Source organism: Vibrio sp. HDW18 (assembly GCF_011306175.1).
Taxonomy (GTDB): domain Bacteria; phylum Pseudomonadota; class Gammaproteobacteria; order Enterobacterales; family Vibrionaceae; genus Vibrio; species Vibrio chanodichtyis.
Genome location: NZ_CP049914.1, coordinates 67,179 through 80,170, shown reverse-complemented (window position 1 = coordinate 80,170; position 12,992 = coordinate 67,179). Strand labels below are relative to the sequence as shown.

Below are 12,992 nucleotides of genomic sequence, written 5' to 3'. Positions count from 1 at the left end.
TATGAAAATCAAAGCACTTTCTAAACTCAAACCTGAGCAGGGCATCTGGATCAACCAAGTCGACATGCCTGAGCTTGGCCACAACGATCTGCTGATCAAAATTAAGAAAACCGCGATTTGTGGTACTGACGTACACATTTATAACTGGGATGAGTGGTCACAAAAAACCATTCCAGTACCTATGGTGGTTGGCCACGAATACGTGGGTGAAGTGGTTGGTATTGGCCAAGAAGTGCGTGGTTTCCAAATTGGTGATCGCGTTTCTGGTGAAGGGCATATCACTTGTGGTCACTGCCGTAACTGTCGTGGTGGCCGTACGCACCTGTGCCGCAATACGATTGGTGTCGGTGTCAACCGTACGGGTTGTTTCTCAGAATATTTGGTGATCCCAGCGTTTAATGCCTTCAAAATTCCAGATGGCATCTCTGATGATTTGGCCTCTATTTTCGATCCGTTTGGCAACGCTGTACACACTGCGCTTTCATTCGACTTAGTCGGGGAAGATGTGCTGATCACCGGTGCTGGCCCCATCGGTATTATGGCGGCAGCGGTGGCTAAACACGTCGGCGCACGGCATGTGGTGATCACCGATGTCAATGAATACCGTCTTGATTTAGCACGTAAAATGGGCGTAACTCGCGCGGTGAACGTGGCAGAGCAAAATCTAGAAGACGTGATGCAAGAGCTTGGCATGACCGAAGGCTTTGATGTCGGCTTAGAAATGTCTGGCGTACCCAGTGCGTTCAGCGCCATGCTCAAAACCATGAACCACGGTGGTCGTATCGCGCTGTTAGGCATTCCACCGTCATCGATGGCGATTGATTGGAATCAAGTGATCTTCAAAGGTCTTGTTATTAAAGGGATTTATGGAAGGGAAATGTTTGAAACTTGGTATAAGATGGCGAGCCTGATCCAATCGGGTCTTGATATCAGCCCAATTATCACTCACCACTTCAAAGTGGATGACTTCCAAAAAGGCTTCGACATCATGCGCAGCGGGGCTTCCGGCAAAGTTATCCTCGATTGGCAGTAACCGAAAATCTCTCCACAGAGCGCTCCGAAAGGGGCGCTTTGTTTTTGGCTAATACTGTTTTTATAAACAGTGAAGTGGAAAATAAAACCGTATTCAACCTTTCAAAAAGCCCCAATTTAGCCCCAAACACTTTCAAAAATTCCACTGCTAGTAGCCAGTTTAGCCCCAAGATTTCGAATCAAGGTTTGAGGTATTTGTTCTTCAAAAGGCTAATGGTTGGTGTTTTTTTGTTGCTCAAAATCGTTTTTGGATAGAAACGAGTTAGAATCTATGCTCTAAGTCAGTCTTTCGAATAAGATAAATTAGGGCAGCTAAAAAGTATCTATTTAGTCGATGGCGACTCAAAGGAAAGCGGTACGCAAGTCGTCAAAAGCTCGTCAACAAGCGGTGCTGAACAACCCATATTATATAGAACAGAGTCTTGATAAAGTGCACTTGAGACACATCAACAAGTTCGCCTAAAACCAATGGCGACGGTGCTTGGTGTGACGCGAAGTGGGTATTATGCCTGGCGAAAATCAAGCAAGAAACCAAGTGCTCGCTTACTCAAGCAACACTGCCGTGATGAGCAAATCAAAGCAATGTTTGACCAGAGCAAGGAGCGTTCAGGTGCTCGGCGTATTCAAGTCGATCTCGCAGAAGAGGGAGAATGCGCGGATCTAAAAACCATCATAAACAGCATGACAAGGCAGAATTTAGTGGCTAAAGCCGCACGTAAGTTTAAAACAACCACTGACAGCGGTCACCAGCTTCCAGTAGCGCCAAACCTACTACAACAGAACTTCGATGCCACCAGTCCGAACCAAAAATGGGTCGGTGATATCACGTACCTGATGACAAGCGAAGGCTGGTTATATCTGGCGGTGATTATCGATTTGTATTCACGCGCAGTAATTGGCTGGTCGATGAATAATCGCATGACCGCTAAACTGGCTTGTGATGCGTTGACGATGGCGTTATTTCGTCGTGGGTCTCCAAAGGGCGTGATCGTTCATAGCGACCGCGGCAGCCAATATTGTTCACATGCATATCGAGATATTATTGAAAAACATGAACTTATCCAAAGTATGAGCCGTAAAGCCTGCTGCTGGGACAATGCCTGTGCAGAAAGCTTCTTCCATTCACTGAAGGTCGAAGCCATTCAGTACGAGCCAATCATGGACAGGGAAACCATGAAACAAACCGTGTTTGAGTACATAGAAGTTGATTACAACAAAACGAGAAGGCATAGTTCACTTGGCTATTTAAGCCCTGAGAATTTTGAATTGAAAAACAGTGCTTAGTTAAGTGTCCAGAGTTAACGGATCAGATCACTCTTTAAGGAATAGCAACGAGTTCGAACCAAGCGATCTATCACTTGAACACATTATGAGCCAGTCAACGACCGGAGTCAGCACCGATATTATTGGATCAATCGGTAATTTGTTACCATTAGGTCAAGGGTTGAATAGTAATGCTAATGTGAGAGACTTTCCTGCAAAAAAACTCATTTATCAACAATCAGACTACCGTGTTGTCTCTGACTTCTTAGCTACAGCTACTCAAGACACATGGACGGAAGCTGACATAATAGCTCGCACAGAAGATCTTGCAACTAATGCTTACAACACTGTTTGGGGTAATTAGTAATTTCATCGATTGTCAAGTGTTACAGAAAGGACGAGTTACGTTTACTACTTTAACGCAACTCGTCTTTTCCTATAAAGTGCCCTTTAAACTGATTTTGTCCCATACAATGAGAGCCTATGGCAAAATATCAAATGTCTGGATTTTTTTGATGGTTTCTACACCGTATCTATCTTCGAGGCTCTTTACAAATTCAGGTTCAATATGTTTTGCAAACCCTAAATTTCCTTTTAGATTTTGCACATCCCTATCATTAGTTTTTCCGTTAATGAACCTATGGATACTTACCCTAATATTCCTCTTATTTTCTCTACCTATAGATAGTTTTCCCGTGTTTGACAGCGTGACTCCAGTAACGTGTCGATTATGAGCTTTAGATGAATGTACGGTTTTTTCCTTGTTAACCTTGATGTCTTTTCCAAAGTTCAATCTAAGTAATTTGACTACAGTGCGTTCTAATTCAAATAAAACATTCTTCTTATTGGTGCTGAATGTCATATCGTCGGCATAACGAGTGTAAACGATATTAAGCTCTTCACAGTGTTTTGAGATTTCTTCATCAAAGAAGTACATGATTGCGTTTGAGACAAAAGGAGAGCTAGGTGCTCCAATACTTAAGCGCAGAGGACTGTTTCTTCTTAGTTTCCAAAAAAATAATTGACTAACGAGAATGTAGTCTTTTTCACTCAATTCGATACCGTGCTTCATTATTACATCAGAAAGAATCGTCGGAGTAATGGAGTCAAAGAAGCGCTTTAAGTCCATTTTTAACAGGTAGCGAGAGTGTGCGTGCTTCTTAGCATTCTCTTTTATTCCCCTGCCTTTACAGTAGGCCATAGCTGATTGATGAACAGGTATAACTTCTTCCAACTCGGAAGCAACATACTTTTGGAGTATCTTTACGGTTCTGGAAGGTTGAGCTATTAGCCTTTTTTCAGTGCTATTACGCTTGTCAATGTAGTAGCGTTTGTAGCGGAGAGGCACTGTATGAAGGTAAGATAACAGTTCGTCATCCGAAAGGGATAGTTGCTCTTGTAATGTTTCAAATAGATTTGTCATTGGCTTTCCTTATTTGAACTATACGTTTTAGAGCATTAAATCTTTTTTTTGCAATTTCTATTTCTTTTTCATCTTCTGTTTTCATAAAAACAGGATTAAATGAACTCCTGATTTCCATTTTCAAGTTAGGCGCATCGAGTACTTTTCCTTTTCTAGATTTACCAAATTTTATTTTGGATAGTGATTCGTCATTGACGTAATAGTACTTAGAACCACTGTACTCATAGGGAGAAACAAGCTTGAATTTTTCCAGCAAATATAAACACTTAGTGATATTTCTTGTGGGGTAATCGATTTCCAAGCAAATTAAAGCCATTTCTATTTCGCTTAGTTTTATGGGCTCACATAGTCGAATGATGTCGTGAATAAGATAAGACATGTGTCCTGAGTTTTTCACGTCGAACTTATCTGTCTTTTTAACTTTTCCCAACTTATCCTTGATATCACTTACTACAAATTCAAGCTCATCATATGTTATAGATTCGGTATTTGCCCACGGATAAATCATGACGGAAGTATCATTGCGTCGTTTAAGACTCTGAATCGCACCTAGGTAAATGAACGAAGAGTATGCTGGTTCATTATCTTCTTTAGCTTCAAGCTCTTCAGCTGGCACAAAAACTATCAATCTATCTTTGAGCTCAATTCGATTGCAAAACAGCCCTAGCTCAACAAGTGAACCGGCGCTCTCAAGAAATATTACGACAAGAGTTGATATGCTAGCGATATCATCTTCAAACTCCATAAGGTCATCATAGGCACCATCTTTAAAATAGTCTTTAAAGTCTTCTGCTGCAATTAGGTGATCTGTGATGTTGCTTGTAGTGTCTTTTGCGAAGTAAGCAAAAACTCTTTCTCTCACACTTGCAGCAACCTGAATCATAGGTCCGCCACAGACAAAAATAATAGGAGGGGTACTGAAGTTGACAGAAAAGTTTGAATGATTGAGATCACTAAAGATAGTTTCTGTAACGCTGCTGTATGTGTTTTCTGCCATTTTATACATAAGCTATTGCTAATTAAAGATAAGGCAACCAATGGTTGCCTTATAAGTGCCTTTACCTAAAGGAGGCGCTGAAGACTTTTCGTGCGCTCCTGAGGAACGAAGGATCGTGCGGAAAGTGCTGAAGCGCAACCCTAAATGTCCACAATAAATTACTGTCTGGCGATGCGCCCGACAAGTTCTGTTTGTAACAAAACCAACGCGTAAAGGATTGTTTAGAATATACATTTGTACTTTCTGAGGATCAAGATAAATCTATAGACATTGCTAAATGCTGAGTGGAAGCAACGAATTCAGTTGCGCTAAACCAACTTTGGCATGTATTGAACTAACTGTTCATTATTAGAGCTAAATCAGATTTTTGCGTTTTAAGTTACATACCATCGAATTAGTTTTGGTAGGGGAAATACACGCCCCGAAAATGTGTAGAGTATTAGCTCTGAACGATTAAGGGGCAAAAGTTTGTTGTCATATCCACGTGTTTGGTCATGTACAGTTTCGATACTCCATTCTATAGGTTCAAAAAACCGCCTAATCGGCGGTTATTGATTCTAGCTCTTGCCATACCCGCTCGGATTCTTTCTTGTTCGACTCAACCAGCCATTTACCGTAGACCCTTGCGACCATGGTGATATCTGCGTGGCCCATTTGTTGTGCCAAGTAACTCACGTTGACGTTAGCATGGGTGATTACCCCACCGATGTTGGCGGTTTATTTAACAAAAAAAACCGTCAGGCGACGGTTTTTCGGTAGTGTTTTTGCGCTTAAGCGCAGCACTTTTTGTATTTTTTTCCGCTGCCGCAAAGGCATGGATCATTACGGTTTGGTGTTTTATCAAAGGTAATGGTTTTTGGTTTACTTAATAGTGTATCAAGCTCAAGCGTATTTTCTGGCTGAGTCGAGTCGATAGTAATATTGGCCACGATAGCGTGCTCGGCCAATAATGCGGCAATCTCAACTTTACGCGCTTCACTGGCGACGATGATCTGGATTGGCGCTTCCTCTGAACCAGCTTTGACATCACGATTCACGTTGTAGCCAGAGATGACATGGTTTTGTCTCGCATCGATTCGGCCTTTGAAAAATAGTTTGGACATTTGCCACTCACTGATAGGTATGGGGGAGATTTGGGCGCGATTATACGGAACTCTGGCAATTGATAAAGCAGTACCTTGCAAAATGCCATTTGGCTTGGCGCCGCCAGTAGCACGAAATCGAGCCAGCAGACGATGACCGCCAGCGTTGGTCACGAATTTCGGTAAATGGGTTTAAATTGGAGTACTATGCAGCCATTACCTTGATTGAAGAACACTATGACCATTCCAATCACCAATTTACCTACTACAGAAATTTCTTGTTCAAACTGTCAGGCTTGCTGTTGCCGCCTCGAGGTGATGATCATTACCGATACTGGAGTGCCAGAGCGGCATATTGCCTTTGATAAATGGGGCGGAGAAACCATGTTACGTTTGGCGGATGGTTGGTGCTCAGCGTTAGATCGAGAAACATTTATGTGTACCATTTACCAACATCGTCCTTGGATTTGTCGAGAGTTTGAAATGGGCTCTTATGAATGCCAAGAGGAAAGATCTGATGTAATGGGTGGTTAATCGGCTAAATTTACACCTTAACCAGACGTTAGTTACGAGGAGGGATTACCATGATCCGCCATATTTTATTGATAAAATTTAAACCAACGGCTAATCCAACCAACATTAAACAACTGAGAGATCTTTTTATGGCCATGCCGCACCAGATCGAGGGTGTTCTGTCCGTCGAGTGGGGAGGTAATGATAGTCCTGAAGGGAAAAATCAAGGTTATACACATTGTGTATGCATGACATTTGCAGATGCGGCAGCAAGAGCCATCTATTTACCGCATCCAGAGCATGATGCTTTAAAAGCGGTCTTTAGGCCGTTGCTGGAAGATATCATCGTTTTTGATTATCCCGTTGAATGACGATGATGGGTAATGAATTAATCTGCTGATTTATCCGATTAATTAAAATAAGCCGCTAATTGTGATAATTATCATAAAAGATTATTTCAACCGGTGAGTATTTGATCGCTTGGCGCGGGACTTGACTTCGATCATTCCTTTCTCGGCGGCCTGCACTCAGGATCGGCACTAATGGTGAGTCGCTGCTTTGGCGAGATCACCTTGGAAAGTAGTCAGGTTGCGCTGATGATCGCTATCTCAGCCTTGAGCGCTTTGAGCACAAGGCTGGTTATTAACGTGTTGGTTTAGGAGTACACATGCATTTTTCTCTACAGCAATACCTTGCAGAATTGGAACCGTTGATTAATGTTGATTGCGGCACATACACCCTAGAAGGGATCGAGTTTATTGCTAGCCAATTTGAGCAAAAATTTCAGGCAATGCACGGTTGGCAGGTAAAACGTATCGATTGTGGTAAAGCGGGCGTGGGCCTTGAAATTCGCAACCAACCGAATGCCGAGCAGATCGATGTGATGATGATTGGTCACATGGATACCGTATTCCCCGTCGGTACTGCACAGGCGCGCCCAATGTCACAAGATGGCGAAAATGCTTATGGTCCAGGCGTGTCGGATATGAAATCCGGTTTGCTCAACATCGTTTATGCGTTGCGCTACCTTGATCCTGAGGTGCTCAATAAGCTTTCTATTTGCGTTTGTATGAACCCAGATGAAGAAACCGGCTCTGCTGATTCGGTAGACTGGATCCAATCAGTGGCTAAATTTGCCAAAACCGTGTTGGTCGCTGAAGCGGCGCGCGCTGATGGCGGTTTAGTCAAGGCGCGTAAAGGCCGAATTGGCTATCAAATTAGCTTTAAAGGCATCGCGGCTCATGCGGGTAACGATCCTGAAAAAGGTCGTAGTGCGATCACCGAAATGGCCAATTGGATCATGGCGATTAATGCGCTGAATAATTTTGAAACCGGTACCACTTTAAATGTGGGTGTGGTGTCAGGTGGCGATGGCGTAAACATTGTGCCTGATCATGCTCAAGCGCATATTGACGTTCGGTTCTGGGACAATGCTGCTTATGATGCAATTGATGCCCAACTGGCCACGATGGCGCAAACGCCGTTTGTGGATGGCGTAACGGTGTCGGTTGAGCGTGAAGGCTATAAACCGGCGATGGTTGCTAATTCGCACACCGAAGATCTGATCCAGTTGGTGGAAAATGCCGCGCAAGAGCTGGCGATTGATCTGAATTGGCATGCGGTTGGCGGTGGATCAGATGCCAATAATACGGCGATTTTGGGCATCCCGACTTTAGACGGTTTAGGTCCGATCGGTGCTTGTTTCCATAGCGACAAAGAATATCTGGTTTTAGCTTCTATCGAACCTCGCATTCGTCTACTGATGCGTGTGTTGGAAAAGCTGAGCTTGTAATCGATTAAGATTATAGTGAATAAACCCCGTGAACTTACTGGCCACGGGGTTTTTTATTGCAAGTCCAGCTAGGCTGGGGATAGTTAAGATCGTCGACGGCTGAGTGTGGTTAGATTAGCCAATAATCATCTTACTCAGTACTAAGCCGGCGCAGCAGGCGGAAATCACCGCAATCAGGCCAACGACCATAAACGAGTGGTTGAAATACCACTTACCGATTTTGGTGGTACCGGTGTTATCGAAGTTGACGGTGGCAATATCCGATGGGTAGTTCGGAATAAAGAAGTAACCATACAGTGCGGGCATTAAACCAATCAGCAGTGCCGGTTCTAAGCCAAGCCCTAAGCCTACTGGTAGCATCATCCGCGCTACTGCCGCTTGGGAGTTAACCACTACCGATACAATAAACAGTGCTAAGGCGAACGTCCAAGGGTAGCTGGTGACCATTTCAACGATGCCAGATTTAAATTGCGGCATCGCGTATTGGAAGTAAGTATCCGACATCCAAGCAATACCAAAAATGGCAATTGCCGCCACCATGCCAGATTTAAACACTACGCCATTGGGCACTGCGCGTGGGTCGGTTTTGGTCGCGAGCAGAATGATCCCGCCAAAGCACAGCATGATCATCTGGATCACCATATCCATGCCAATCGGTTTACTACCCGCTTGAATGGTACGGATCTCTGGCCACATCGCAATCACCACGATCACCAAGATTGAGGAGATAAACAGCAATACTGAGTTGCGAGCCGAGTTCGGCAAGGTTTCATCTAGAGAGGTGGCTGTAGTATTGAGAATTTTTTCACGCCAGACCGGATCTTGCAGCCGAGCTTGGTATTCTGGATCATCTTCCAGCTCTTTACCGCGTCTTAGGCTGTAGAGCGCCATCAGCAAAGTACCAAACAACGTCGCAGGAATGGTCACCATCAGAATCGATAACAAGGTCAGACTGTGATTAATGTTGACTAATTCTGCCAAGTAATACACTACCGCGGCCGAGATGGGTGAAGCGGTGATCGCGATTTGCGAAGCCACTGAAGCCGCAGCCATTGGACGTTCGGGACGGATGCCATTTTTCAGCGCGACATCACCAATGATTGGCATAATCGAATAAACGGCATGGCCGGTGCCGAGCATAAAGGTCATACCGTAAGTGACAAATGGTGCAATCAAGGTCACGCGCTTGGGATTTCTGCGCAGCATACGTTCCGCGACTTGCAGCATATATTTTAGGCCGCCGGCGGCTTCGAGAATCGAGGCACAGGTTACCACGGCTAAAATGATCAGCATCACCGTGATCGGTGGCGAGGTGGGTGGCATCTTAAAGACGAACACTTCGATAACCAGACCAATCCCAGATACAACGCCAAGTCCAATCCCGCCATATCGTGAGCCGATATACAGCATTAGCAGCAGAAACAAAAACTCCAGATACAACATTCAATGTTCCCTATATTTAATTGAATTGCTATGCATTGTCGGATGTGATTTGCAAAAATGATGGAGCCGAGCTCACAGAATTTTAGCTCGATCAAATGGGATGATGATATTCAGAGATTTATCACACTATGATGCTGAAAAATAACGTCTTCTGTTGGAGAGGTGTAAGGATTTTGTTGCGCAACATCACGTGGCATGGAGGTCACCAACCCAGTACAACTCTGGGTTGGTGGACATCGATAGCACTAATTAATCGTACAGGGTTGGGATAGGCTGACGCTTATGTTGCGTGGCATGATAAATCGCCACTAAGCGTTGGCTGACTTCCACTGCGATCGGTTTACCTTCCAGAAAATCATCAATCTGCTCATAGGTGAGATTAAGCGCCGCTTCGTCGGCTTTTTGTGGGGCTAATTCTTCCAGATCGGCGGTTGGGGTTTTATATACCAGTTGTTCTGGGGCGCCGAGGTTTTTTGCCACTAGGCGCACTTGACGTTTATTAAGACCAAACAGTGGTGCGAGATCGCACGCTCCATCGCCAAATTTGGTGTAAAAACCGGTGATGTTTTCTGCTGAATGGTCGGTACCTAGCACTAGGCCACCGACATAGCCGGCGATTTCATACTGGGCCACCATGCGTGCGCGAGCTTTGACGTTGCCTTTGATTAAATCAATCTTGGCAGGATCATTAGGAACTAAGCCCGTATCGGTCAACGCTTGCTGTGAAGCTGCATGTAGCCCATCGACACCGGCTTTGATATTCACTGAGACTGAGTGGCTAGGGCGAATAAAAGAGAGGGCGAGTTGGGCTTCTGCTTCATCTTTTTGCTCGCCGTAAGGCAAACGCACCGCGATAAATTGGTATTCAGAGGTATTGTGTTGCTGATTGAGATCTTCAATGGCAAGTTGAGCTAAACGGCCACAGGTTGTCGAGTCAACACCACCACTAATACCCAATACCAAGGATTTGCAGCCAGCTTCGGTCAGCTTACGTTTAATAAAAGCAACACGGCGTTCGATTTCAAACAACGGATCAATTGAAGGCAATACGCGCATTTGTTGACGGATCTTGTGTTCCATAGGTTCCATTCCTGCAAGCAATGTCAAATTTTCAGTGTATGATAACGCAATTCACTGGCAAGCAGGGGACACAATGAAAAAAATCGCGGTGTTTGGCAGCGCGTTTAATCCGCCCACCTTAGGTCATAAAAGCATTATTGATGCACTCGGTCATTTCGATCTGATTTTACTGGTGCCGAGCATTGCTCATGCTTGGGGGAAAACCATGTTGGATTATGAGCTGCGTAATCAACTGGTTGATCAGTTCATCGAGGATATTGGCTCAAGCAAAGTGCAACGAAGCGATGTTGAAGAAATTTTATACACACCAGAAAACACCGTCACTACTTATGCGGTGCTCACTCACTTACAAGCCCAGTATCCAGAAGATGAGTTGACGTTTGTGATCGGGCCGGACAATCTGCTTAATTTTGCTCAATTTTATCAAGCCGAGCAGATTTTGCAGCGCTGGACGGTGATGGCCTGTCCAGAGAAATTGACAGTACGCAGCACTATGCTGCGTGAGGCGTTGCAAGCGGGACAACCGATCCATGCATTAACCACTCCAGGTGTGGCACAGCTATTACTCGATCAGCAGTGGTATTTCGATTAAGCGTATGATTGATATGGACTTGACTGAGTGACATTTCAACTCAGCCAAACGCTGACCAAGCACAGTCGTATTGGGTCAGCGTGACAGGGGAGGATTATTCGCTCTCAGTTAGTTAGGCATTAACTTGGGCATTAACTTAGGCGTTAACCGGTTGCTGTTTTTGCTGCTGCCAGCGAGTTTGGCGCAAATGAAAGCCACAAAACAGCACAAACCATACGCTACTCGCCGCTAAACCGGCCCACACCGAGTGCAGTAAGCCCATCGCCAAATAACCCAATAATGCTCCGCTAGCCGCGCTGAGCGCATAGGGCAACTGAGTGACAACATGGTCGATATGATGGCTGCCTGCACCCGTGGCGGAAAGAATACTGGTGCTAGAAATTGGTGAAGCATGATCGCCAAACACTGCGCCAGCCAGTACCGCAGAAAGAGTTGGCAACATTAGGCTAATATCCGATGCGGCCGCTATATCGCCGGCTAACGGCAGCATAATTCCGAAAGTGCCCCAACTGGTACCAGTGGCAAAGGCCATCAAACAAGACAGCACAAACACTAAGGCAGGCAGCAGTTCAACCGGCAGATTGCCTTGAGTCAAGGAAGCGAGATAGACCCCAGTTTGCAGATCGCGCACCACGCCACCAATCGTCCATGCAAACAGCAAAATGATGATAGCGGGCATCATGGCCATCACCCCTTTGGGGGCGGTCGCCAGCCAAGTTTGTGCGGAAAGCTTTAAGCGCAATGACAAAGCCACCGAAACCGCGAGGCTACACAACGCAGCATAAACCAACGACTGAGCCACATCGGTGTTTTCTAACGCTCCAATCAAGGAAAAGGGCTGCTCGGCTGCGACTAATGCGTGGTTACCGGTATAGAGCATAAAGAATAGGGTAGTGATGGTCAGTACCGCGATGGGTAACACCATATCCAGCATTGTGCCTTGTGCGCTGTCGCCGCCTTCCATATCTAATCCGGCCGGACGACCTTTGCGCTCATCCCACAATTTGCCTTCACGCGCCCACGCTTCATGTTGGCGCATCGGGCCAATATCCATCGGCAGGAAGATCACCACAAGCACCATCAGCAGGGTAAATACTGCATACAGATTCATCGGGATCATTTGTACAAAAGCAGAAATGGCACTGATTTCTGTCATCTCATGCGCGGTTAAAATGCCGCCAATCAGGGCAATAATATAAGCCCCCCAAGAAGAAATCGGAGTGATCACACACACCGGTGCAGCAGTCGAGTCGAGCAGATACGCTAGCTTAGCGCGTGAGATTTGGAAACGATCGGTCACCGGGCGGCAAATCGCCCCGACTGAGAGGCTATGAAAGAAATCGTCAATAAAAAAGGCAAACACCATCAAACCGGTCAGCGCTTTGGCACTGCGGCGATCTTTACATTTGCGCTCTGCCCATAAGGCGAAAGCGCGGGTTGCGCCGGATGCGGTCATTAAACTGATCAAGCCACCGAGCAGCAGCATAAACAGCAGCATATTGATGTTTTCAGTGTTGGGCGCACCCTCTGACCACAATAACCCGCTAATTTTAGCCAACAGGTATTGCAAAGTCGTCAGGGGGGAAAAATGGTTGAGCATGATGGCACCAGCGATAATCCCTGCGCCTAGCGAGAGTAAAACTCGGCGCGTGGTGATCGCCAGTAGCACCGCGAGCAGCGGCGGAATGACCGAATAAATCGAGTCAGAATAAAGGGCTAAATTCATGGATCTCACATCACCTTTTCAGGTGGAGATCTACCAGCAGGATAAAAAA

General features: G+C 45.4%; 13 protein-coding genes and 1 pseudogene. 7 read left to right on the top strand and 7 right to left on the bottom strand.

Annotated elements, in window-relative coordinates:
* The first annotated feature begins 1 nt into the window (after window position 1).
* The 3 genes and pseudogenes from tdh (at window position 2) to G7083_RS12155 (ending at window position 2,659) form a co-directional block, all read left to right on the top strand.
* Complete coding sequence (gene tdh, locus G7083_RS12165) at window positions 2–1,033, top strand: L-threonine 3-dehydrogenase (RefSeq protein ID WP_166015110.1); 1,032 nt, start codon at window positions 2–4, stop codon at window positions 1,031–1,033.
* 467 nt (window positions 1,034–1,500) lie between these two features.
* Window positions 1,501–2,316, top strand: a pseudogene (locus G7083_RS12160) (IS3 family transposase); the annotation flags it as partial.
* Between the two features lie 4 nt (window positions 2,317–2,320).
* Complete coding sequence (locus G7083_RS12155; protein WP_166015109.1) at window positions 2,321–2,659, top strand: HNH endonuclease family protein; 339 nt, start codon at window positions 2,321–2,323, stop codon at window positions 2,657–2,659.
* Window positions 2,660–2,776: 117 nt separating this feature from the next.
* Here the strand turns inward: G7083_RS12155 and G7083_RS12150 are convergent, their stop codons facing one another.
* From G7083_RS12150 to G7083_RS12135, 4 genes are all read right to left on the bottom strand, one after another.
* Window positions 2,777–3,718: a retron St85 family RNA-directed DNA polymerase gene (locus tag G7083_RS12150; protein WP_154116262.1), complete on the bottom strand. Its 942-nt coding sequence runs from the start codon at window positions 3,716–3,718 to the stop codon at window positions 2,777–2,779.
* Window positions 3,702–4,724 carry a retron St85 family effector protein gene (locus G7083_RS12145; RefSeq protein ID WP_240911947.1) on the bottom strand — a complete coding sequence of 341 codons (1,023 nt, stop codon included), beginning with the start codon at window positions 4,722–4,724 and terminating at the stop codon, window positions 3,702–3,704. The genes G7083_RS12150 and G7083_RS12145 overlap by 17 nt, the downstream gene beginning before the upstream one ends.
* A gap of 528 nt (window positions 4,725–5,252) precedes the next feature.
* Window positions 5,253–5,390 carry an integrase gene (locus G7083_RS12140; protein WP_240911946.1) on the bottom strand — a complete coding sequence of 46 codons (138 nt, stop codon included), beginning with the start codon at window positions 5,388–5,390 and terminating at the stop codon, window positions 5,253–5,255.
* Window positions 5,391–5,485: 95 nt separating this feature from the next.
* Window positions 5,486–5,818 carry a PBPRA1643 family SWIM/SEC-C metal-binding motif protein gene (locus G7083_RS12135; protein WP_166015107.1) on the bottom strand — a complete coding sequence of 111 codons (333 nt, stop codon included), beginning with the start codon at window positions 5,816–5,818 and terminating at the stop codon, window positions 5,486–5,488.
* A 216-nt stretch (window positions 5,819–6,034) separates the two neighbouring features.
* Between G7083_RS12135 and G7083_RS12130 the strand changes: the two genes are divergently transcribed.
* The 3 genes from G7083_RS12130 (at window position 6,035) to G7083_RS12120 (ending at window position 8,102) form a co-directional block, all read left to right on the top strand.
* Window positions 6,035–6,331 (top strand): YkgJ family cysteine cluster protein, encoded by a 297-nt coding sequence (locus tag G7083_RS12130; protein WP_166015106.1) that lies wholly within the window; start codon window positions 6,035–6,037, stop codon window positions 6,329–6,331.
* A 50-nt stretch (window positions 6,332–6,381) separates the two neighbouring features.
* Window positions 6,382–6,681, top strand: a complete 300-nt coding sequence (locus tag G7083_RS12125; protein WP_166015105.1) for a Dabb family protein — start codon at window positions 6,382–6,384, stop codon at window positions 6,679–6,681.
* Window positions 6,682–6,977: 296 nt separating this feature from the next.
* On the top strand, window positions 6,978–8,102 hold the full coding sequence (locus tag G7083_RS12120; RefSeq protein WP_166015104.1) for a M20 family metallopeptidase: 1,125 nt from the start codon (window positions 6,978–6,980) through the stop codon (window positions 8,100–8,102).
* 114 nt (window positions 8,103–8,216) lie between these two features.
* Here G7083_RS12120 and G7083_RS12115 read toward each other — a convergent pair whose 3' ends face one another.
* Both G7083_RS12115 and nadE read right to left on the bottom strand, forming a co-directional pair.
* Window positions 8,217–9,545 (bottom strand): anaerobic C4-dicarboxylate transporter, encoded by a 1,329-nt coding sequence (locus G7083_RS12115; RefSeq protein WP_166015103.1) that lies wholly within the window; start codon window positions 9,543–9,545, stop codon window positions 8,217–8,219.
* A 249-nt stretch (window positions 9,546–9,794) separates the two neighbouring features.
* Complete coding sequence (gene nadE / locus G7083_RS12110) at window positions 9,795–10,625, bottom strand: ammonia-dependent NAD(+) synthetase (RefSeq protein WP_166015102.1); 831 nt, start codon at window positions 10,623–10,625, stop codon at window positions 9,795–9,797.
* 73 nt (window positions 10,626–10,698) lie between these two features.
* Between nadE and G7083_RS12105 the strand changes: the two genes are divergently transcribed.
* Window positions 10,699–11,217, top strand: a complete 519-nt coding sequence (locus tag G7083_RS12105) for a nicotinate-nicotinamide nucleotide adenylyltransferase (protein WP_166015101.1) — start codon at window positions 10,699–10,701, stop codon at window positions 11,215–11,217.
* A gap of 136 nt (window positions 11,218–11,353) precedes the next feature.
* Here G7083_RS12105 and G7083_RS12100 read toward each other — a convergent pair whose 3' ends face one another.
* Window positions 11,354–12,943, bottom strand: coding sequence for a Na+/H+ antiporter NhaC family protein (locus G7083_RS12100; RefSeq protein WP_166015100.1), 1,590 nt, complete (start codon window positions 12,941–12,943; stop codon window positions 11,354–11,356).
* Window positions 12,944–12,992: the final 49 nt, after the last annotated feature.